The following is a 21,131-nucleotide window of genomic DNA, read 5'->3' as shown; positions in this document are numbered from 1 at the left end:
GCATCGCACCGCAAAGCTTGAGTGTGACAATCCTGTCTTTACGAGAACCCGACGACTGCATGGGGCACGTAAGGTGCTTCGAGTTGCGCCCGTTCGTCCTGGGTAAGCGTCAGCTCCAGTGCCGCCAGGGCATCTTCCAGATGTCCAGGGCGCGATGCGCCTAGGATTGGCGTGCTGACCGCAGGTTGTGCCAGTACCCATGCCAACGCCACCTGGGCCGGCGCGACACCACGCGCTGCGGCCACGGCGGCTACAGCCTCGACCACTTTGCGATCGGCATCGGCGGTGTGTGCGTACAGCCCCTTGCCGAACGCGTCAGCTTCGGCGCGCTCGCTGGTTTCATCCCATGGCCGGGTCAATCGACCACGGGCCAGCGGGCTCCATGGCATGACGCCAATGCCTTCGGCCTGGCACAGCGGCAGCATTTCGCGTTCTTCTTCGCGATACAGCAGGTTGACGTAGTTCTGCATGCTGACAAAACGCGTCCACCCATTGGCCTTGGCGGTGTGCAGCAGGGTCGCGAATTGCCAGGCAAACATCGACGAGGCACCGAGGTAGCGCACCTTGCCGGCCTTGACCAGGTCGTGCAGCGCTTCGAGGGTTTCTTCGATGGGGGTTTGGTAGTCGAAGCGGTGGATCTGGTAGAGGTCGATGTAGTCGGTGCCAAGCCGGCGCAGGGAGTTATCAGCTTCCTGCATGATCGCCTTGCGGCTTAGGCCCGCACCGTTTGGGCCGGCATGCATGCGTTGCTGCACCTTGGTGGCGATGACGATTTCTTCGCGGCGGGCGAAGTCCTTCAATGCCTTGCCGACAATTTCTTCGGAGGAGCCATCGGAGTAAACGTTCGCCGTGTCGAAGAAGTTGATACCGGCCTCTACCGCCTGGCGTATCAGCAGGCGGCTGGGTGCTTCGCTCAATGTCCAGCTGTGCAGGCCGCGGTTGGGCTCGCCGTAGGTCATGCAGCCCAGGCAAAGCCTGGACACTTCGAGGCCTGTGCGTCCAAGTGTGGTGTACTGCATCGTTATATTCCTCGGTCTTGAAGTAGGGCGGTTAAAGAAACAGGGAGGTAGGTTATGCTGCTTCATTGCGCCCGATAACTACGTGGTTTTGGAAAGCATATTCTCTGTGGGTGAAAGGATTGATGGACAAGCTCGAAGCCATGCAGATATTTGTTGAAGTGGTAGAGCGGGGCAAACTTTCTGCCGCCGCCGTGCACCTCAACATGCCGTTGCCGACACTAAGCCGTAAGCTGGCCGAGCTGGAAAGCCAGCTGGGTACGCGCCTGCTCGCGCGCAGCACGCGCAAGCTTGAACTGACCGATGCGGGGTTGAGTTATTTACAGGCTGCCAAGCAAGTTCTCGAACTGGTAGGTGATGCGGAACGAAGTGCCAAGGGTGAATACCTCATCCCTAAAGGCGACTTGCTAATGACGGCGCCATTGACCTTCGGCCGTATACAGTTATTGCCGATTATTAATGAATTCTTGAACAAACACCCGCAGGTGAATGTGAAGCTGGCCTTGTCGGATAGCCGCTTGGACATGATCTCCGACCATGTTGATATCGCGGTGCGAATAGGGTTATTGGCAAATAGCAATTTAATTGCCCGGCGTATCGGCGATATTCGTTGGGTGGTCGTTGCCAGCCCCGAGTTCCTCGACACCCATGGCGAGCCCCGCACGCCGGAAGAACTCTCCAGCCGCGCCTGCGTGGGTGTCGATCATCTGAACCTGTCGACGCAGTGGCGCTTTCGTCATCCGCAAACGGGTGCTGCATTCAATACGCCAATCAATGCGCGCTTTGCGCCCAGTACCGCAGAAGTGGGCGTCGATGCTGCCATCGCCGGGGTAGGGTTGACGCAAGTGCTGCACTACCAGGCGGCGGCCGCCATCAAGGCTGGGAAGCTGCGGGTGGTACTGGGTGCGTACGAGGCAGAACCGCTGCCGATATGGCTGGTTTACAAGGAGCACGCGCTGTTGCCGTTGAAGGTGCGTAGCTTCATCGATTTCGCGGTGCCTCGCTTGAAGCAGGCGATCGTGTTCGATTGAGTGTGTTTCTTCTCGCGCAAACGCAACGGCCCGCCATGAAGGCGGGCCGTTCGCTACAGCAGTGACGATCAGCGGCGGCGGAACAGCGGCAGCGGTTCGTCGGTGGCGGCCTGGTAGGTCACCGAGAAGTCCTTCAGGCTCTGCAGGGCGTCTTCCGGGCTCTTGTCGGCGCGAATGGCGAACGCATCGAAACCGCAGCGCGCCATGTAGAACAGCTGGTCGCGCAGCACATCGCCGATGGCGCGCAGCTCACCCTTGAACTGGTAGCGGTCGCGCAACAGGCGTGCGTTGGAGTAGCTGCGCCCGTCGGTGAAGGCCGGGAAGTTCAGGGCGATGACCTGGAACTGGCCGACGTCCTCGCCGATTTCCTCGGCCTCCTCGTCGCTGTCCAGCCATACGCCCAGGCCGCCGTCGCGGGCCTTGAGCACGTGGGCATGGTCGCGCCACAGGTGCAGCGGAACGATGTAGTCGTCGCAGTTGGTCAGCTCGTCGAGGGTCGTTTCTTTAGGCAGCAGGTGCCAGGTCTCGTCGACCAACTGGTTGTGCTTAATGATTCGCTGCATAGACGCGTTCCTTGAATGGGTCGATGCCGATGCGCTGGTAGGTGTCGATGAAACGCTCGTCCTCGGTACGTTGTTCGACGTACACGTTGATCAGCTTCTCGATCACGTCAGCCATGGCGTCCTGGGCGAACGATGGGCCGAGGATCTTGCCCAGGCTCGCATCGCGTGCAGCATTGCCACCCAGCGACACCTGGTAGAACTCCTCGCCCTTCTTGTCCACCCCGAGAATACCGATGTGGCCCACGTGGTGGTGACCGCAGGCGTTCATGCAGCCGGAGATGTTCAGGTCGAGCTCGCCGATGTCGAACAGGTAGTCCAGGTCGTCGAAGCGGCGCTGGATGGATTCGGCGATCGGGATCGACTTGGCGTTGGCCAGCGAGCAGAAGTCGCCGCCTGGGCAGCAGATGATGTCGGTCAACAGGCCGATGTTCGGGGTGGCGAAGCCCTGTTCGCGCAGCTCCAGCCACAGTGCGTGCAGTTGGCGCTGCTCGACGTCGGCGAGGATGATGTTCTGTTCGTGGGAGGTGCGCAGGTAGCCGAAGCTGTAGCGCTCGGCCAGGTCGGCGACGGCGTCGAGCTGCTTGTCGGTCAGGTCGCCCGGGGCGACGCCGGTGGGCTTGAGCGACAGGGTCACGGCCACGTAGCCCGGGCGCTTGTGGGCACGCACGTTACGTGAGCGCCAGCGGGCGAAGCCTGGGCTTTGCTGGTCCTGCTCGTTGTAGTCGAGGTTGTCCAGGGCCAGGTAGTCCGGGTCGACGAAGTGGCGGGCCACACGCTCGACTTCCGCTTCGGTCAGGGTGGTGCTGCCGCCACGCAGGTGGGCCATCTCGGCCTCGACCTTCTCGGCGAACACTTCCGGGGTGAGCGCCTTGACCAAAATCTTGATACGCGCCTTGTACTTGTTGTCACGGCGGCCGTAACGGTTGTACACGCGCAGGATCGCGTCCAGGTAGCTGAGCAGGTCTTGCCAGGGCAGGAACTCGTTGATGAACGCGCCGATCACCGGGGTGCGGCCCAGGCCGCCGCCGACCAGTACGCGGAAGCCCAGCTCGCCGGCTTCGTTGCGCACCGGCTCAAGGCCGATGTCGTGCACTTCGATGGCGGCGCGGTCGTCCTTCGAGCCGTTCACGGCGATCTTGAACTTGCGCGGCAGGTAGGCGAATTCCGGGTGGAAAGTGGTCCACTGGCGGACGATTTCGCACCAGGGGCGCGGGTCGACCAGTTCGTCGGCGGCGACACCGGCGAATTGGTCGGTGGTGACGTTGCGCAGGCAATTGCCGCTGGTCTGGATCGCGTGCATCTGCACGGTGGCCAGCTCAGCCAGGATCTCGGGGATGTCTTCCAGTGCCGGCCAGTTGTACTGCACGTTCTGGCGGGTACTGATGTGCGCATAGCCCTTGTCGTAGTCGCGGGCGATCTTGGCCAGCATGCGAACCTGCGTGGTGCTCAGCTGGCCATAGGGCACGGCCACGCGCAGCATCGGGGCGAAACGCTGGATGTAGAGGCCATTCTGCAGGCGCAGAGGGCGGAATTCTTCTTCGCTCAGCTCACCGGCCAGATAGCGGCGGGTCTGATCACGGAACTGCTTGACGCGGTCCTCGATGATCCGCTGATCGTACTCGTCGTATACGTACATAAAAGTCCTGTCTCAGGCTGCATGCAGCTAATCGCGCGCACGGCCGCGCACTCCGGGTCGGAGCCGGAGCACGATAGCAGGTTGGATTTATGCGCTAAAGTGATGTTTTTGCATATGAAAAGAACCATTTGGACTAAGTGAGATTGACTGCCATTTGCCCGCCCGGCGCGGGCTCGCGGCTATAATGGCAAGGTTTCGCTTCCCAAGGTGGATATGCATGTTCAAAGGCTTATGGAGCCTGTGCCTGGGCCTGTCGTGGGCAACGAGTGCGCAGGCCGCGTCGGTGGTGTTTCTCAACCCAGGGTTTTCCCACGAGGCATTCTGGGTCAGCTATTCGCGCTTCATGCAGGCTGCCGCCGACGACCTAGGCATGGAACTTCGCGTGACCTATGGCGAGCGTGATCCCGAGCGTGTGCTGGCCCAGGCGCGTGATGCGCTGGCCAGCAAGCCCGATTACCTGGTGCTGGTGAACGAGCAGTACGTGGCCCCAGAAGTCATACGCCTGTCGCGTGACAGCGGTGTGAAGCTGTTCCTGGTCAACAACGGCCTGACCGAGAGTCAGGCGCGAACCATCGAGGCGCACCCGCAAACCTACGGCCCGGTGCTGGGCACTTTCGTCTCCAATGATGAGGAGGCCGGCTACCGCATGCTGCGTGAGCTGGTAAAGCAACTGCCGCCGTCCAATGAGCCGGTGGAATTGCTGGCCTTCACCGGGGTCGCCACCACGCCTGCCTCGCAACTGCGTGAACAGGGCATGCGCCGGGCCTTGGCCGATGTTCCCCAGGTGCGTCTGCGCCAGGTGGTGTATGGCGGCTGGAGCCGCCAGCGGGCGTTCGAGCAGGCACAGGTTTTGATCAAGCGCTACCCCAAGGTGCAGCTGGTCTGGTCGGCCAATGACGAGATGGCCCTTGGCGCCATGCAGGCCTTCCAGGAGGCCGGGCGGGTGCCAGGACGCGATGTGCTGTTCAGTGCCATCAACAATTCCCCTGAAGCCCTGCGTGCGCGCATCGACGGGCGCCTGAGCGTGCTGATGGCCGGGCATTTCACTCTCGGTGGCTGGGCCATGGTGATGCTGCACGACGATGCCCTTGGCTTGCCAGCCAGTCGAGAGGGTCAGCACCTGCACCGCCTGCCGGTGTTGCAACTGATCGATCAGGCGAAAGCGCAGCGTTGGTTGATGTTGTCCGAGCAGGACGGCTATGGCGTCGATTTCGGGCGCTACAGCGCAGAGGGGCGGCCAGCGGGCTACCGATACCCATTCCTCACGTCACCCGTCGAATATTGAAAGACCTTGCTTGAGCAAAGGGCATTGCTGGACTTAACTGCTGCCTGTGAAGTGCATTCCCATAATCACTACAAGAGGCAATGCAATGGGAAACCCCACCAAGCTCCGCAAGCCTGACAGCAGTGTCGATGCCTGGGCAATTCTCTGCCTTATCGTCCTGGTCGTCGTGACCGCCGTGTATTGGGTCAGCCACCAGTAGCACTTTTTTAGACCGTGTGATGCAACCAGAGCCGCCCGCGCAAGGGATTTGCGCGGGCGGGTTGCGTTTTGGGGGCGGGTCAGCGGGCGGTGAGGTACATCGCCAGTTGCACCAGTCCGATCAGCACCAGGATGAACACCAGGGTGAACAGGGTGCCGAGCACGATGAAGTGGCTGGCCTTGCCGTGGGTGAAGTCGCGGGCGCGGTTCTTGCCGCTCTGCACGCCAAAGGCAGCGGCGAGGACACTGTGCAGCATCTGCCAGAAGGTGGGCGGTTTACCTTGGCTGGAATCGTCCATGAGTGGCTCCCGAGGGTTTCAGAGGCGATCAGGGACAGTGTAGACAGTGGCGGCCCCGCGGTGGGGCCGCCGCTGTTTCAGCCTTCGTACCCCAGGTTCGGCGCCAGCCAACGCTCGGTCACGCCAAGCTCCTGGCCCTTGCGCGCGCTGTACTGCTCGACCTGGTCCTTGTCCACCTTGCCCACGGCGAAGTACTGGGCCTGCGGGTGGGCGAAGTACCAGCCGCTGACCGCCGCCGCCGGGAACATGGCGAAGTGTTCGGTGAGGAACACGCCGCTCTGGCCAGTCTCGCCGATGGCGGTGCCGTCGAGCAGGCGGAACAGCGTGGCCTTCTCGGTGTGGTCCGGGCAGGCTGGGTAGCCGGGGGCAGGGCGGATACCGCTGTACTGCTCCTTGATCAAGGCTTCGTTGTCCAGCTGCTCGTCACGGGCATAGCCCCAGTACTGTTTGCGCACCTGCTCGTGCAGCCATTCGGCGCAGGCTTCGGCCAGACGGTCGGCCAGGGCCTTGACCATGATCGAGCTGTAGTCGTCGCCCTTGTCCTGGTAGGCCTTGGCCACTTCCTCGGCGCCGATCCCGGCGGTGGTGATGAAGCCGCCGACATAGTCGGTCACGCCGCTGTCCTTCGGTGCGACGAAGTCGGCCAGCGACCAGTTCGGCTTGCCATCGGGCTTGATGGTCTGCTGGCGCAGGTGGTGCAGGGTGGCCAGGGTGTCGCCGTTATTGCCGTACACCTCGATATCGTCGTGGGCCACCTGGTTGGCGGGCCAGAAGCCGAACACGGCGCGGGCGCTGATGAGCTTCTCGTTTATCAGCTTGTCGAGCATTTCGCGGGCGTCTTTATACAGCGCCGTGGCGGCCTCGCCGACCACGTCATCGGTGAGGATGCGCGGGAACTTGCCGGCCAGGTCCCAGGAAATGAAGAACGGCGTCCAGTCGATGTATTCGGCCAGCACGCGCAGGTCGATGTCCTCGAGCACCTTGATGCCGGTGAAGGAGGGCACCGCTGGCGTATAGCCGGCCCAGTCGTACTGTGGCTTGGCGGCGATGGCCTGGGCGTAGCTCAGGCGCTCGGTGCGGGCGCTGCGGTTGGCGGTGCGCTCGCGCACTTCCACGTACTCCTGGCGGGTCTTCTCGACGAAGCCCGGCTTGAGTTCCCTGGACAGCAGCTGGGTGGCCACGCCCACGGCGCGCGAGGCGTCGGTGACGTAGACCACCGCGTCGTTGGAATACTTGGGCTCGATCTTCACCGCCGTGTGCGCCTTGGAGGTGGTGGCGCCGCCGATCATCAGCGGCAGCTCGAAGCCTTGGCGCTGCATCTCGCGGGCGACATGCACCATCTCGTCCAGCGACGGGGTGATCAGGCCCGACAGGCCGATGATGTCGCACTTCTCGTCACGGGCCGTTTGCAGGATCTTCTCCGCCGGCACCATCACGCCCATGTCGACGATGTCGTAGCCATTGCAACCCAGCACCACGCCAACGATGTTCTTGCCGATGTCGTGCACGTCGCCCTTGACCGTGGCCATGAGAATCTTGCCCTTGGCCTCGGGCTTGTCGCCTTTCTCGGCTTCGATGAACGGGATCAGGTGGGCCACGGCCTGCTTCATCACGCGGGCCGACTTGACCACTTGGGGCAGGAACATCTTGCCGGCGCCGAACAGGTCGCCGACCACGTTCATGCCGTTCATCAGCGGGCCTTCGATGACCTCGATGGGGCGCGCGCACTGCTGGCGGCATTCTTCGGTGTCTTCGACGATGTGCGCGGTGATGCCCTTGACCAGCGCATGTTCCAGGCGCTTGGCCACTGGCATGGCGCGCCAGGCTTCGTCCTCGACTTCCTTGGTAGCGCCGCCGCCCTTGTATTCGTCGGCGATCGCCAGCAGGGCATCGGTGCCTTCCGGGGTGCGGTTGAGCACCACGTCCTCGACCCGGTCACGCAGCGCAGCGGGGATCTCGTCGTAGATCTCCAGCTGGCCGGCGTTGACGATACCCATGGTCAGGCCGTTGCGGATGGCGTGGAACAGGAACACCGAGTGAATCGCCTCGCGCACCGGGTTGTTGCCGCGGAACGAGAACGACACGTTGGACACCCCGCCTGAGCTCAAGGCGTGCGGCAGGTGGTCGCGGATGTAGGCGCAGGCCTCGATGAAGTCGACGGCGTAGTTGTTGTGTTCCTCGATGCCGGTGGCCACGGCGAAGATGTTCGGGTCGAAGATGATGTCTTCCGGTGGGAAGCCCACTTCGTTGACCAGGATGTCGTAGCTGCGCTGGCAGATTTCCTTCTTGCGCGCGGCAGTGTCGGCCTGGCCGACCTCGTCGAAGGCCATCACCACCACGGCGGCGCCATAGCGCTTGCACAGGCGGGCGTGGTGCTTGAACTGCTCGACGCCTTCCTTCATGGAGATGGAGTTGACGATGCCCTTGCCCTGGATGCACTTGAGGCCCGCCTCGATCACTTCCCACTTGGAGGAGTCGATCATGATCGGCACCCGGGAAATGTCCGGCTCGCCGGCAATCAGGTTGAGGAAGCGGACCATGGCCGCCTGGGAATCGAGCATCCCTTCGTCCATGTTGATGTCGATCACCTGGGCGCCGGCCTCGACCTGCTGCAAGGCCACTTCCAGGGCCTCGGTGTAGTTCTCCTCGCGGATCAGTCGGGCGAACTTGGCGGAGCCGGTGATGTTGGTGCGCTCGCCGACGTTGACGAACAGCGACTGGCGATCGATGGTGAACGGCTCCAGGCCCGACAGGCGGCAGGCCTTGGGAATGTCCGGGATGGCACGAGGTTTGTACTTGGCCACGGCCTCGGCGATGGCCTTGATGTGCGGCGGGGTGGTGCCGCAGCAGCCGCCGATGATGTTGAGGAAGCCGCTGGCGGCGAACTCCTCGACCACCGCGGCCATTTCTGCCGGGGTTTCGTCGTATTCGCCGAAGGCGTTGGGCAGGCCGGCGTTGGGGTGCGCGGAAACGTGCGTATCGGCCTTGGTCGACAGCTCTTCCAGGTAGGGGCGCAGGTCCTTGGCGCCCAGGGCGCAGTTCAGGCCCACCGAGATCGGCTTGGCGTGGCGTATCGAGTTCCAGAACGCTTCGGTGGTCTGGCCCGACAGGGTACGGCCGGAAGCGTCGGTGATGGTGCCGGAGATCATGATCGGCAGCTCGACGGCGTCTTCTTCGAACACCTGCTGCACAGCGAAGATCGCCGCCTTGGCGTTCAGGGTGTCGAAGATGGTCTCGATCAGGATCAGGTCGGCGCCGCCCTCGATCAGGCCACGGGTGGCCTCGATGTAGTTCACCACCAATTCATCGAAGGTGACGTTGCGATAGCCGGGGTCGTTGACGTCCGGGGAAATCGAGCAGGTGCGGCTGGTCGGGCCGAGCACGCCGGCGACGAAGCGTGGCTTGTCGGGGGTTTCCAGGGTCTTGGCGTCGGCCACCCGGCGGGCGATGCGCGCGCCCTCGACGTTCAGCTCGTACACCAGCGACTCCATGCCGTAGTCGGCCTGGGAAATCTGCGTGGCGTTGAAGGTGTTGGTTTCCAGGATGTCGGCACCGGCATCCAGGTAGGCTTTCTCGATGGCGGCGATGATGTCCGGCTGGGACAGCAGCAGCAGGTCGTTGTTGCCTTTCACGTCGCTTGGCCAATCGGCGAAGCGCGTGCCACGATAGTCGTGTTCCTCAAGACGGTAGCCCTGGATCATAGTGCCCATGCCGCCGTCGAGGATCAGGATGCGCTCCTTGAGGGCATGCTGGAGTGCTTGGAGACGAGCGCTGCGGTCGGACATAGGAACTACCTGGTCTGGCGAATATCGGAAGGTGCGGAATAATAACAAAGCTGCGCGGTTTTTAGACGTGTCGGCCAAACGCATGAATTTCATTCATGTTGCCCGAACCGAAGGACAGGTAGGCAAATCGTGACAGCTTTCAGGAACCAGGACATTCGGCACATGGTGCAGCGTTTTATTGCCGGCGCATTTGCGCTACTCATCGGCGGCGTGGCGTTCGCGCAGGCCCCTCTATCGAGCCCGACGATTTCCTACACCCGGGACATCCAGCCGATCTTCACCCAGAAGTGCGTGGCCTGCCACGCCTGTAACGACGCTGCCTGCCAGCTCAACCTGGGCAGTGCCGAGGGCGTCGAGCGCGGTGCCTCGAAGGTACCGGTGTACCAGGGCGAGCGCAGCCAGGCGGTACCCACCACGCGGCTGTTCTACGACGCCCAGGGCGAAGAGGCCTGGCGCAAGAAGGGCTTCTATTCGGTGCTGGACACCCAGGGCGGCCAGGCCGCGCTGATGGCGCGCATGCTCGAGCTGGGCCACAAGACGCCGCTCACGCCCAATGCCAAGTTGCCCGAGGAAATCGTCCTGGGCCTGAACCGCACCAATATGTGCCCCTTGCCCCAAGAGTTCGAGGCCTACGCCGGTGCCCATCCCAAGGAGGGCATGCCGCTCGCGGTGACCGGGCTGACCGACCAGGAGTACCAGACCCTGCAGCGCTGGCTGGCAGCCGGTGCGCCGGTGGATCAGCAGGCGCTCCAGCCGAGTGTGAACGAGGCCCGACAGATCGCCGAATGGGAAGAACTGCTCAACCGCCCGGGCTCAACCGAAGCCCTGGTCGGCCGCTGGCTGTACGAGCACCTGTTCCTGGCCCACATCTATTTCGTCGGCGGCGAGCAGGGCCACTTCTTTCAGTGGGTGCGCTCACGTACGCCCAGTGGCCAGCCGGTGGACGTGATCGCCACGCGCCGTCCCAACGACCCACCAGGCACCGATTTCTACTACCGACTGGTGCCGGTGCAGGGCGTGATCGTGCACAAGACCCACATCACCTACCCGATGGGCCCGCAGAAGCTCAAGCGGGTCAAGCAGCTGTTCTACAGCGGCGACTGGCACGCCACCTCGCTGCCGGGCTATGGCCCGCGCCACCGCTCCAACCCCTTCGAAACCTTCGAGGCGATTCCGGCCGTGGCGCGCTACCAGTTCATGCTGGATAACGCCGAGTATTTCGTGCGCACCTTCATTCGCGGCCCGGTGTGCCGCGGGCAGATTGCCACCGATGTGATCCGCGACAACTTCTGGGCACTGTTCCAGGAGCCTGCGTTTGATCGCTACGTCACCGATGCCCGCTACCGCAGCGAAGCCACGCCGCTGTTGGCGATGCCGGGGCAGATCGACGACGTGGGCAGCGTGTTGAGCCTGTGGCACGCCTACCGCGACAAGCGCAATGACTACGAGGAGCTGCGCCGCGAGGCCTACGCCGAAATGCCGCCGCCGAACTGGTCGACCCTGTGGGCGGGTAACGACAACGCCTTGCTCAGCATCTTCCGCCACTTCGACAGCGCCTCGGTGACCAAGGGCCTGATCGGCGATGTACCGCTGACCACCTGGCTGTTCGACTATCCACTGTTCGAACGCACCTATTACCAGCTGGCGGTGAATTTCGACGTGTTCGGCAACCTGTCGCACCAGTTGCAGACGCGCCTGTACTTCGACCTGATCCGCAATGGCGCCGAGGTCAACTTCCTGCGCCTGATGCCCGCCGACAAGCGCGGCGACATCCTCAGCGACTGGTACCAGAACAGCGGCAAGGTGAAGATGTGGCTCGACTACACCGACATCGACACCAGTACCCCCAGCGGCCTGGCCTTGAGCGAGCACAACCCGCGTCGCGACTTTGGCCTGAAGCTGCTGCAGCGTACCGGCAGCCTCAACGCCACGCCCGACCCGATCAACCGTTGCACCGGCGCCTATTGCTCGCGCCCGGAGATGACGCCGCAGTTCCGTGAGGTCGAGCAGAGCTTGAGCCGGCTGGTGTCGCGCCCAGCGGCGGGGCTGAAGGTGATCGGGCAGTTGCCCGAGGCGACCATGCTGCGCATCGAGGGGCAGGGCGGCCAGCGCCAGGTCTACAGCCTGCTGCGCAACCGCGCCCACAGCAACGTGGCGTTCCTGCTCGGCGAGGCCTACCGCTACCAGCCTGGGCTGGACACCCTGACCCTGGTGCCGGGGGTGCTCAGCAGCTACCCGAACTTCATGTTCAATATTCCAGTGGGCGACGTGCCGGAATTCGTCGAAGACATGGAGGCAGCGCGTGACGATACTGCCAAGTTCGAACGCATCGTCGAGCGTTGGGGCGTGCGTCGCAGCCACCCCGACTTCTGGCGCTATTTCCATGACCTGAACAACTACATCAAGGAAACCCAGCCGGTGGAGGCCGGGGTGCTGGACATGAACCGCTACGAGAACCTCTGATCGATTGCCGGGGAAGGCGCCTGACCTTTCCCGGCATCCTGCGGTCGGACCTGTGGGTGGCCTTTGGGCCTGAATGCACCCCGGACCGCAGGACAAACCATGCTGTATTCGCTTCAAGCACTTCGGGCATTCGCTGCCTGGCTGGTGGTATGCCACCACTTCATGCAGATCTTCTTCGACTTCAACGCCTCAGGCCCCATCGGCCGCTTGCTTTCCGACCGAGGCGCCGTAGGCGTCGACATCTTCTTCGTGATCAGCGGCCTGGTGATCTACCTCTCCACCCGCGACAAGGACATCGCCCCGGGCCAGTTCCTGCTCAACCGCGCACTGCGCATCGTACCGGCGTACTGGTTCTACACCCTGGCGATGGCCTTGCTGTTGCTGGTGGCCAGTCGCTGGATGCCGCACCAGGTGTTCGAGTGGCAACACCTGCTGCTGTCGCTGCTCTTCGTGCCCGCGGAAAACCCCGGCGGCTATGGCCTGTACCCAACCCTGAACGTGGGCTGGACGCTGAATTTCGAGATGTTCTTCTACTTGTTGTTCGGCCTGGCCTTCCTGGTTCGCCAACGCCACCACCTGCTGTTGGTGACTGCCGCGCTGCTGCTGGTGAGCGAGGTGCTGGGGCGCCTGGGCGTGCTCAGCCGCTTTTACAACAACGGCATCATCTACGAGTTCCTGCTCGGCATCGGCCTGGGCGTGCTGTATCGGCGAGGGCTGGTGCGCGAGGGCTTGTGGCTGCCCTTGGCGTTGCTGGGCGTGGCGGGGTACGCGCTGTACCACCTGGACGCTTCCCTGCGCCTGCTGCACTGGGGCCTGCCCAGCGCCATGGTGGTGCTGGCGTTCATCGCGCTGGAGCCCTATTTCCGGGGCAACCGGGTGCTCAAGGCCCTGGGCGACTGCTCCTATTCGGTGTACCTGATTCACGTGCTGGTGCTGTATGCCGGCTGGTTCCTCAGCCAGCGCCTGCACCTGAACCCCTACCTGGTGTTCGCCTTCTGCGTACCGTCAATCGGACTAATGTCGTGGTTCAGCTACCAGTGGCTCGAACGTGGCCTGTACCGGCGCATGCAGGGCTGGCTACAGGCGCGAGCGGAGCAGGGCGGGGGCTTGGTGCTTTCCCGAGTCAAATACTAGGACTTTGTTCGAGGCCTGGCTTGGCGTACACTTGCCGACAAGTCTGTGAGGAACTTCCATGAGCGCTATAACCATTACCGATGCCGCCCATGATTACCTGGCCGATCTGCTCTCCAAGCAGAACACGCCTGGGATTGGCATCCGCATTTTCATCACCCAGCCGGGCACCCAGTACGCCGAAACCTGTATCGCGTATTGCAAGCCGGGCGAAGAAAAGCCCGACGACGAGCCGGTAGGCCTGAAGAGCTTCACCGCCTACCTGGACGCCGTCAGCGTGCCCTTCCTGGAGGACGCGCTGGTCGACTACGCCACCGACCGCATGGGCGGCCAGCTGACCATCAAAGCACCCAACGCGAAGGTGCCGATGGTCAACGAAGACAGCCCGATCAACGAGCGCATCAACTACTACCTGCAAACCGAGATCAACCCGGGGCTGGCCAGCCACGGCGGCCAGGTGAGCCTGGTCGATGTGGTCGACGACGGCATCGCCGTGCTCCAGTTCGGCGGTGGTTGCCAGGGCTGCGGCCAGGCCGACGTGACCCTCAAGGATGGCATCGAGCGCACCCTGCTCGAGCGTATTCCCGAGCTCAAGGGCGTGCGCGACGTGACCGACCACACCCAGAAAGAAAACGCCTACTACTGATAGGCCCTGTCGCGGGGCAAGTCGAGTCGCCAGCGTAGCGACCCGGCTTGCCCCGCGATTGCGTTCGCCTCACTTAACATTACTGAACAAGGACGCTCGGTATGCGCCTCTCGCTTCCTACTCTTTTTGCCCTGTTATTCTGCGGCCAAGCGCTGGCCGCCTATGCGCCCCCGGACACCAGCGAGGCCGACTATCGCCAGGCGGTGGCCCGGCTCGATGTGGTCGAACCACAGCTGATGCAGATGGTAAAGAGCATGGTCGACGGCACCCCATCCCAGGAATTGGAACCGCGCCTGAGCCAGTTGCGTGGCGAATGGACGCCGGCGCTGGAGCAGTTGCAGCGTGCGGCAGACGCAGGCCACGCGGTGGCCCAGTACCGCATGGCGCTGTACCTGTTCGTCTACCAGCCGGACGCCGCTGTGCTCGACGACCCTACCCAGTGCGGCCTGCTGGTGAAAAGCCTTGAGCAGGGCTTCGCGCCAGCGGCGACACGCATTGCCAACCAATGCATTGGCTACGTCGACGGCCCCGCCTATGCGCCGGCCCTGAACAAGGCCCTGGCCGACTTCTCCCAGTTCAGCAGCTATTACCCACAGCCTGCGGTGTCGTTGGAGTGCATGAAGCCGGACCCACAGGGCTACCAACTGCAATGGGGCGATGCCCAGGCCTACCAAGCCGAGCTTTACCGCGTCATGGGGGCCAGCAACAGCCGCCGTAGCCCGCTGCGACGCGAATATTGGCAAAAGGCCGTTGAAACGAACGGTTGCCCGTCGGTTGCCAAGCGCCTTGACACGATGCCGGGCTGATCGGCGCTAATAGCAACAAACTGTTACTGTTTCAAGCCCTGCGACAACAGGCCGCAGCCCGTAAATCAAGGGCTTGCGGCGGATCACGCCTTGGTCGGGTGGATGGTCAACAGGTGTCATGCCAGAATGCGCCGGTTTTTCGTTCGGCCCTGCCCGAGGGCCGGCACCTTCCCTGTAAAGGATGGTTCCATGACTGATCTACTGACCCGGCGCGCGGTCGTCGCCGGGATGGGCGTGCTAGGCCTCGGCCTGCTGGCTGGGTGCAACCCGGCCCGAGGGCTGGACTTCAAGCACGGCAAGAACATGAGCAACGAGATCCTTGGGCGTTCCTTCCGCTTGAAGGACCCGCAAGGCAACGTGCGCACCCTGTCGAGCTTCTATGGCTCGATGCCGATGATCTTCTTCGGCTTCACCCAGTGCCCGGCCATTTGCCCGACCACCCTGGCGCGTGCGGCGCAGATCCGCAAGATGCTCAAGGGCCGTGACCGCGACCTGTTCCAGGTGGTGTTCATCACCCTGGACCCTGAGCGCGATACCCCTGAAGTGCTCGATGCCTACGTAAAGGCCTTCGACCCGTCGTTCGTCGCGCTCACCGGTACCCTCGAGGAAATCGACGAGGTGGCCCGGGAGTACAAGGTGTTCTACGAGAAGGTGCCGACTGGCGACACCTACACCATCTCCCATTCGTCCACCAGCTACGTCTACGACACCCGCAGCACCCTGCGCCTGAGCCTGGGGCATTCGCTGAACGCCAAGGAATGCGCCGAAGACCTGCTCACCCTGATGGAGATTTGCTAATGGCAATGTCGATGCAACCGATCAAGCGCGGCCTGGCCGCCCTGGCGCTGCTGGGCCTGGCCCTGCCGGCCCTGGCCGAGACCACCGTCAGCGATGCCTGGGTGCGCGCCAGCGTGCCGCACCAGCAGTCCACCGGTGCCTTCATGACCCTCACTGCCAGTAGCGACAGTAAGCTGGTGGGCGTGGCTTCGCCGGTGGCCAAGACTGTGCAGGTGCACGAGATGACCATGAATGGCGACGTGATGGGCATGCGCGAAGTGAAGGCCGTCGCGTTGCCGGCGGGCAAGCCGGTAACCCTGGACCCGAACGGGTACCACGTGATGCTGATGGGCTTGCACGAGCAAGTGAAGGAGGGGCAGCAAGTGCCCCTGACCTTGACCATCGAAGATGCCAAGGGCCAGAAGCAAACGCTAGAGGTGCAGGCGCAGGTCAAGCCGCTGACCGCCGAGATGGGCGGCGGGCATGACCATTCGCACATGAAGCACTGACCTGAACCAACACTGGGGCCGCGAAAGCGGCCCTAGTCGTTTCAGCCTCGGAAGCGTGGCAGAGGACGGTCGATGGTCAGTGAGGTCAAGGTCTTGCGCACTTGAGCTTCATCGGCCTCCAGGGCCTTGAGGCTTGCGCGGATCTTGCCGGCGGCGGGTACGTCGCCTTGCCGGTCTATCCAATCGGCGATTTCCTTGCAGGCGCTGCTCAAGCAGGCTTGGCGCTGGTTCATTAGCGAAATAAGGGTGGTGAGCTCTCGTTCGGACATGGCAGAGTCCTCCGTTCGACCTCATCAGTGTAGCAGTCATGTAGGAATTGGCTGCGGCAGGCCCGATTGGCAATCGCCTTGTGAGGCACATTCACGGATAGCGCCTGCGGTGTGTTGTCCGCTATCAGTATTGCCACCCTGGTGCCTGGCCGGGTCAGTGCACGGGTGGCTTTCGATGGCCGCGAAGTGATCCGCGATGCGGCACGCAGCGTGGGCAAGCTGCGCCTCGACAATGCCCCGCTGTTCGCGGTGATCTGCTGCACCACGCTGTGCGCAATGTTCGCCACCTCGGTGATTCGTTTCATTCTGCCGGCCTCGGTGCTCGAGCACTTCGGCTCGGAAGCGGCGGTGGGCTACGTGTTTTCCTTGCTGGCCGCCGGCACGGTGCTCGGCGGCATGCTGTACACGCGCTTCAACAGGCAGACCACTGCAAACCTGGTTCTGCGCTACTGGACGCTCTATGGCGCAATGTTCTTTACCGCAGCGGTGGCCTTGGAATTCAACAGTTGGGTGTTCCTGGCGATCTTGTTCGCGGTCGGCTTCGTCGGCGCGTTCGTCGACATTGCCATCGTGACCAATATCCAGTGCCTGTCGGATGACCGCGAGGTGGGTCGCAACTTTTCCTTGTACTACTTCACGGCAGTGATCGGCGATGCACTCTCGGGCCTGGTCGCAAGCCTGGTGTTCGTGTTGGTGGGGCCGGCGACCTTCATCTGGATGACCTTGATGCTGTTTGTCGCACCCTTGCGCTGGAATTTGAAAAGGTCCGCCGACAATACCCGCAACCGTGCGTAGCTTGGCCTGAGGTTATGAGGTCGTTGTGAACTGGCAAGCCTGTCGATAGGCGCCGGGCGTTACGCCATAGGCCTGCTTGAACTGGCGGTTCAGGTGGCTCTGGTCAGCAAAACCGAGGGTGAAGGCCACTTCCAGCGCGGGCAGGCCACTCTTGAGCAGTTCTCGCGCGCGCACCAGTCGGCGTTGTTTGAGCCAGGCATGGGGCGGCAGCCCGGTGGCCTGGCGGAATACCCGGGCGAAGTGGAAGGGTGAAAGATTCACGGCAGCCGCCAACGCCTCAAGTGAAGGCGGGGCGGCCAGTTGGCTTTCCAGCAGCTCGCGGGCGCGGGCCACGGCCAAGGGTTCGTTGCCCGGCGCACGGACGTCCGCGCCCTGGCCGTGGCGTTGCACCAGCGCCAGAATGGCATGGCGCCAGGCGGTTTGTTGCTCCAGCGCGCTGGCGCCGCCTTCGGACAACTGGTGCAACTGGCTGAAGGTAGCAGCCAGGGTCGGGTCCTGGATCACGCTTTGGTTGAAGTAAGGCAGGCCATTGCGCGTGAGCTCCAGTTCATCCAGTACCCCGGTAATACGTTCATGGTCAGGGTAGAAGGCGCGGTAGCGCCAACCCGCCTCATGGGCCGTGGCGCCGGTGTGCAGTTCGTCGGGGTTGATCATCACCATGCTGCCGACCGGCGCCAGGTGCTCGCTGCCGCGGTGCCAGAAGCGCTGGGCACCGGACTCGATCACCGTGAACACGTAGCCCTCGTGCACATGCGGGGCGAAGCGCTGCTGGATATAGCGCGCATGGAGCATTTCCACGTCGCCCAGGGCGGGCGCCTGCCAGAGGTGGGTCTGCTCGCGCAGGGGCGTGTTCATGCCAGCCAGCTGCGCAGGAGGAAAAAGATCAACATACTCACCAGCATGCTCAGCAACACACTGCGGGTCAACAGCACCAGGCCGATGGCCACCAGTGAGGCGAGCAGGTAGGGGTTGAGCGGGTCGAGGTTCAACTGGTGCTCGGGCAGGAAGATGATCGGCCCGCAGATTGCCGTGAGCATGCCCGGTACGGCAAAGCCCAGGAGCTGCCGGGCATTGGAGCTAAGGCGCAGGGGCAGGCGTGGCTCGATGAAGGCATAGCGGTTGAGGAACACCACCAGGCCCATGCCGATGATCACCCACCAGGTCATGAGCGACCTCCCGAGCACTTCTGGCAAACGAAACCCGCTGTCATGCCCAGCAGGCCGGCCAGTACCAATGCGGTTTCCCAGCGCCAGTGGCTGAACAGCACCGAGCAGAACAGCGACACCGCCACGCACACCAAGGTCGGCACGTTGCGCACCAGCGGGGTGATCAGCGCGATGAACGTGGCGACGATGGAGAAATCCAGGCCCAGTTGGTCAAGGTGCGGAATGTTCTGCCCGAGCACGATGCCGGCCAGGGTGAACAGGTTCCAGGCTACATAGAACGTCAGGCCCACGCCCAGGGCGTACCAGCGGTTGAAACGCTGCTGGTCGTGGTGGCTGGTCATGGCGAACAGCTCATCGGTCAGCAAAAAGCCCAGGCCCAGCCGCCAGCGGGTCGGCAGGCTCGATAGTTGCGGGCGCATGGACAGGCCGTAGAGCAGGTGCTGGGAGGTCAGCAGCAAGGTGGTCAGGAGGATCGAAAGCAGGCTGGCCCCCCCTTTTAGCATGCCGATCGCCACCAGCTGCGCGGCACCGGCGAAGACGATGGCCGATAGTCCCTGGCCTTGCCAGGCGCTGAGGTTGGCCTCGATGGCCATGGAACCGGCGAGCAGCCCCCAGGGGGCAACAGCCAGCGACAGCGGAAGGATTGCCAGGGTGCCTTGCAGGAAGGCCTGGCGGACGAGGGGGGGGCTGCTGGACATGGTGGCTACGACGAATCGACAAGGGCAGCCAGCATGCCAGAGCGGGTGGGATGCTGGCTTGAACGATCTTGCTGGTTTGCCCTGCGTTACACCGCCAGTGCTCAGCGGCTGCTGGTCAGCCGTTGCTGGGCCGCTGCGCAGCCGTTGATTTCCACCGCCTTCTGCAACAGCGCCTGGCGCCGTTGCGGGTCGAGTTCGCTGAGCAGGCGATAGACCTCGGCCTGGTAGTCGCGCTGGCGCCCCCATTGCATTTCCAGGCCCTGTGGCTGCGAGCGGTTGCAGGCCAGGCGCGTGGCCGGCTGCGGGTAGTAGGGCGCGTACAGGGTGGCCATGCCAGGAAGGGCTTCCATCGCCTCGCGGTAGGCGGTGCTGCTGCTGTAGGTCGGGCACCAGTTGGCAATCGCGGTGGCCGGCGGGGCGAAGCCCTGCTTGAGGCTGGCTTCGAGCAGCGGACAGGCGGCCTCGGCGATCTTCCCGGCGGGCAGGTAGGTCATGTAGTAGAGCGCCAGGCGGTACTGGGCCACGGGGTGGCCAAGTGCTACTGATTTTTCCAGCAGCGCCACGGCGGTAGGCAGGGTGCGCGCCATGGCCTGGCCTTGACGGCTCAGCTCAGGGTCGCTGTCGGCGGCGGTGCGCAATGGGCTGGCGCTGTCGTCTTCGATGTCGGCCTGCTCCAGCAGGGGCAGGGCTTGGCGGTAGAGCAGGTCGGCATGAGGGTCGATCCGCACGTCCAGGGCCTGGGCGGCGAAGGGCGCGAGGGCGGCGAGCAGGCTTGGCAGCCAGCAGGCACGTCTCACAGGCGAGCCTCGCCGAACGGCCGGGCGAAGGCTGCGGCCAAAGGCGTAACGGCGGCTTGGATGTTCATGTCGGATACGCGGTGCCTCAAGCGGATCGAAAGCGTTGGGGCGCTATTCTAGCCACCGATGGGCGTTTGCCGAAAGACCGTTGCTCGGATGTCAGACGAGCTTGATGGGGGTGACCTTGCGGCTGGCGTACTTTTCCTGGGCCAGGCCGAGCTTGGCGGTGATGACCTTGGCCAGGGCATTGTTGCCCAGGTCGTTGAAATGCAGGCGGTCTACGAACAGGTTTTCACCGAACACCGGTGAGCTGCTGAGCATGCCGTTCATGTCGTAGCAGGGCACGGTGTCGGCCTGGTGCTTGATGCGCCGGAAGAAAGTGGCATGCAGCTGGCTGTCGAAGACCCCGGCCAGCAGCGCATCGAAGTGCGAGGGTTGCTGCTCCAGTGCCGAGAGCATCGACAGCTCGCCTGCCGGTACCTGTTCCCGGCACCAGGGGAGCAAGGGCTGGAGGATGAAGGTCAGGGTGGTGTGGCTGTCGGCCAGGAAGCGCTCCCAATGGCGCAGGGTACGGCCGATCATGTCGGCAGCCTGCGCCAGGCGTTTTTCCGGTGATGACAGCGTGATAGTACTGGGGCACGGCTCGAGACGCCGAGGCGCCAGTGCCCGACCCAGGCGTTGCCAGAGCGACGCGTGGGGTGGCTGGCCACATGCTTGCAGGCCTTCAGTGAAACGATTCAGGTAATCCTGATAGGGCTTTGCCGATGCCATCGGCTGGCCATCCGCGAGGATCTCGCCGAGGGCTTCGTGGGCCAGGGTATTGAGCCCGCTCAGCACCACCACGTGGCCGACCTGGCCCAGGCGGTGCTGGTGGCTGAGGAACATCAGCAGCTCCTGCGCAGCGTTCAGGCCGCAGCCACCCAGGTTCAGCCACACCTCGCCGGTCAGCATCGACAGGTAGGACGCAACCGTATGTTCATCGGAGCTGGCGCCGATGCCCAGCGCGGTGGAGCCGCCGACCAGCAGGTTGACGCGAGGTGCGCCACCGCGTTCGCCCACCGAGAAGCGCTTGCCGGCCAGATGGCTGTAGCGCAGGCCCAGGGTGTCGGTGTTGATGGTGCTCGAACGATAGCCGCGTTCATGCACATAGAGCGTCTGCGGCGCGCGACGGCTGCCCAGCGAGAGAAAGCGCTGGTAGTCCACGGGCAAGGGAAGGGGGCGGCCCGCAAGGGTGTCGTCGATCGCGTTCATAGGCGCTCCT

General features: G+C 63.5%; 19 protein-coding genes and 1 pseudogene. 9 read left to right on the top strand and 11 right to left on the bottom strand.

Going from position 1 to position 21,131, the window contains the following annotated elements:
* Positions 1 to 38: 38 nt before the first annotated feature.
* Positions 39 to 1,019 (bottom strand): aldo/keto reductase, encoded by a 981-nt coding sequence (locus tag ACQKPE_RS01035; protein WP_427662923.1) that lies wholly within the window; start codon positions 1,017 to 1,019, stop codon positions 39 to 41.
* A 122-nt stretch (positions 1,020 to 1,141) separates the two neighbouring features.
* Here ACQKPE_RS01035 and ACQKPE_RS01030 point away from each other — a divergent pair, with 122 nt between their 5' ends.
* On the top strand, positions 1,142 to 2,047 hold the full coding sequence (locus tag ACQKPE_RS01030; protein WP_427662922.1) for a LysR family transcriptional regulator: 906 nt from the start codon (positions 1,142 to 1,144) through the stop codon (positions 2,045 to 2,047).
* 68 nt (positions 2,048 to 2,115) lie between these two features.
* Here the strand turns inward: ACQKPE_RS01030 and ACQKPE_RS01025 are convergent, their stop codons facing one another.
* Both ACQKPE_RS01025 and ACQKPE_RS01020 read right to left on the bottom strand, forming a co-directional pair.
* The gene (locus ACQKPE_RS01025; RefSeq protein WP_427662921.1) at positions 2,116 to 2,610 is read right to left on the bottom strand and encodes a DUF934 domain-containing protein; all 495 of its coding nucleotides are present in this window, start codon (positions 2,608 to 2,610) and stop codon (positions 2,116 to 2,118) included.
* Positions 2,594 to 4,246, bottom strand: coding sequence for a nitrite/sulfite reductase (locus ACQKPE_RS01020; RefSeq protein ID WP_427662920.1), 1,653 nt, complete (start codon positions 4,244 to 4,246; stop codon positions 2,594 to 2,596). Before ACQKPE_RS01020 ends, ACQKPE_RS01025 begins: the two co-directional genes overlap by 17 nt.
* 217 nt (positions 4,247 to 4,463) lie before the next feature.
* Between ACQKPE_RS01020 and ACQKPE_RS01015 the strand changes: the two genes are divergently transcribed.
* Complete coding sequence (locus ACQKPE_RS01015; protein WP_427662919.1) at positions 4,464 to 5,531, top strand: ABC transporter substrate-binding protein; 1,068 nt, start codon at positions 4,464 to 4,466, stop codon at positions 5,529 to 5,531.
* Positions 5,532 to 5,809: 278 nt separating this feature from the next.
* Here the strand turns inward: ACQKPE_RS01015 and ACQKPE_RS01010 are convergent, their stop codons facing one another.
* Positions 5,810 to 6,028, bottom strand: a complete 219-nt coding sequence (locus tag ACQKPE_RS01010) for a DUF2970 domain-containing protein (protein ID WP_427662918.1) — start codon at positions 6,026 to 6,028, stop codon at positions 5,810 to 5,812.
* A gap of 77 nt (positions 6,029 to 6,105) precedes the next feature.
* Positions 6,106 to 9,813: a methionine synthase gene (metH, locus tag ACQKPE_RS01005; RefSeq protein WP_427662917.1), complete on the bottom strand. Its 3,708-nt coding sequence runs from the start codon at positions 9,811 to 9,813 to the stop codon at positions 6,106 to 6,108.
* Positions 9,814 to 9,975: 162 nt separating this feature from the next.
* On the opposite strand from metH, the gene ACQKPE_RS01000 reads away from it, so the two are divergent.
* The 6 genes from ACQKPE_RS01000 to ACQKPE_RS00975 all read left to right on the top strand — a co-directional run bounded on the left by ACQKPE_RS01000 (position 9,976) and on the right by ACQKPE_RS00975 (position 16,145).
* The gene (locus ACQKPE_RS01000; RefSeq protein ID WP_427662916.1) at positions 9,976 to 12,276 is read left to right on the top strand and encodes a fatty acid cis/trans isomerase; all 2,301 of its coding nucleotides are present in this window, start codon (positions 9,976 to 9,978) and stop codon (positions 12,274 to 12,276) included.
* A 99-nt stretch (positions 12,277 to 12,375) separates the two neighbouring features.
* Positions 12,376 to 13,410 carry an acyltransferase family protein gene (locus tag ACQKPE_RS00995; RefSeq protein WP_427662915.1) on the top strand — a complete coding sequence of 345 codons (1,035 nt, stop codon included), beginning with the start codon at positions 12,376 to 12,378 and terminating at the stop codon, positions 13,408 to 13,410.
* A gap of 58 nt (positions 13,411 to 13,468) precedes the next feature.
* Positions 13,469 to 14,053: a Fe-S biogenesis protein NfuA gene (gene nfuA / locus ACQKPE_RS00990; RefSeq protein WP_138217419.1), complete on the top strand. Its 585-nt coding sequence runs from the start codon at positions 13,469 to 13,471 to the stop codon at positions 14,051 to 14,053.
* A gap of 101 nt (positions 14,054 to 14,154) precedes the next feature.
* On the top strand, positions 14,155 to 14,859 hold the full coding sequence (locus tag ACQKPE_RS00985; RefSeq protein WP_427662914.1) for a hypothetical protein: 705 nt from the start codon (positions 14,155 to 14,157) through the stop codon (positions 14,857 to 14,859).
* 189 nt (positions 14,860 to 15,048) lie between these two features.
* Entirely contained in the window at positions 15,049 to 15,657 is a 609-nt protein-coding gene (locus tag ACQKPE_RS00980; protein WP_427662913.1) for an SCO family protein, read from the top strand.
* Positions 15,658 to 15,662: 5 nt separating this feature from the next.
* On the top strand, positions 15,663 to 16,145 hold the full coding sequence (locus ACQKPE_RS00975; RefSeq protein ID WP_427663027.1) for a copper chaperone PCu(A)C: 483 nt from the start codon (positions 15,663 to 15,665) through the stop codon (positions 16,143 to 16,145).
* 41 nt (positions 16,146 to 16,186) lie between these two features.
* Here ACQKPE_RS00975 and ACQKPE_RS00970 read toward each other — a convergent pair whose 3' ends face one another.
* Complete coding sequence (locus ACQKPE_RS00970) at positions 16,187 to 16,414, bottom strand: hypothetical protein (protein ID WP_427662912.1); 228 nt, start codon at positions 16,412 to 16,414, stop codon at positions 16,187 to 16,189.
* A 105-nt stretch (positions 16,415 to 16,519) separates the two neighbouring features.
* On the opposite strand from ACQKPE_RS00970, the pseudogene ACQKPE_RS00965 reads away from it, so the two are divergent.
* A pseudogene (locus tag ACQKPE_RS00965) lies at positions 16,520 to 17,209 on the top strand (MFS transporter); the annotation flags it as partial.
* Between the two features lie 12 nt (positions 17,210 to 17,221).
* Here ACQKPE_RS00965 and ACQKPE_RS00960 read toward each other — a convergent pair.
* The 5 genes from ACQKPE_RS00960 to ACQKPE_RS00940 form a co-directional block, all read right to left on the bottom strand.
* Positions 17,222 to 18,064, bottom strand: coding sequence for an AraC family ligand binding domain-containing protein (locus tag ACQKPE_RS00960; protein ID WP_427662911.1), 843 nt, complete (start codon positions 18,062 to 18,064; stop codon positions 17,222 to 17,224).
* Positions 18,061 to 18,375 carry an AzlD domain-containing protein gene (locus ACQKPE_RS00955; protein ID WP_427662910.1) on the bottom strand — a complete coding sequence of 105 codons (315 nt, stop codon included), beginning with the start codon at positions 18,373 to 18,375 and terminating at the stop codon, positions 18,061 to 18,063. The genes ACQKPE_RS00960 and ACQKPE_RS00955 overlap by 4 nt, the downstream gene beginning before the upstream one ends.
* A complete protein-coding gene (locus ACQKPE_RS00950) occupies positions 18,372 to 19,073 on the bottom strand; it encodes an AzlC family ABC transporter permease (RefSeq protein WP_427662909.1) in 702 nt (233 codons plus the stop codon). The genes ACQKPE_RS00955 and ACQKPE_RS00950 overlap by 4 nt, the downstream gene beginning before the upstream one ends.
* A gap of 101 nt (positions 19,074 to 19,174) precedes the next feature.
* Positions 19,175 to 19,870 (bottom strand): sel1 repeat family protein, encoded by a 696-nt coding sequence (locus ACQKPE_RS00945; RefSeq protein ID WP_427662908.1) that lies wholly within the window; start codon positions 19,868 to 19,870, stop codon positions 19,175 to 19,177.
* Between the two features lie 159 nt (positions 19,871 to 20,029).
* Positions 20,030 to 21,121, bottom strand: coding sequence for a hypothetical protein (locus tag ACQKPE_RS00940; protein WP_427662907.1), 1,092 nt, complete (start codon positions 21,119 to 21,121; stop codon positions 20,030 to 20,032).
* Positions 21,122 to 21,131 lie beyond the last annotated feature (10 nt).

It is taken from the genome of Pseudomonas sp. NPDC089554 (assembly GCF_050280645.1).
Taxonomy (GTDB): domain Bacteria; phylum Pseudomonadota; class Gammaproteobacteria; order Pseudomonadales; family Pseudomonadaceae; genus Aquipseudomonas.
Note: the sequence above shows the minus strand (reverse complement) of the source record. Positions and strands in the feature narration are given on the sequence as shown.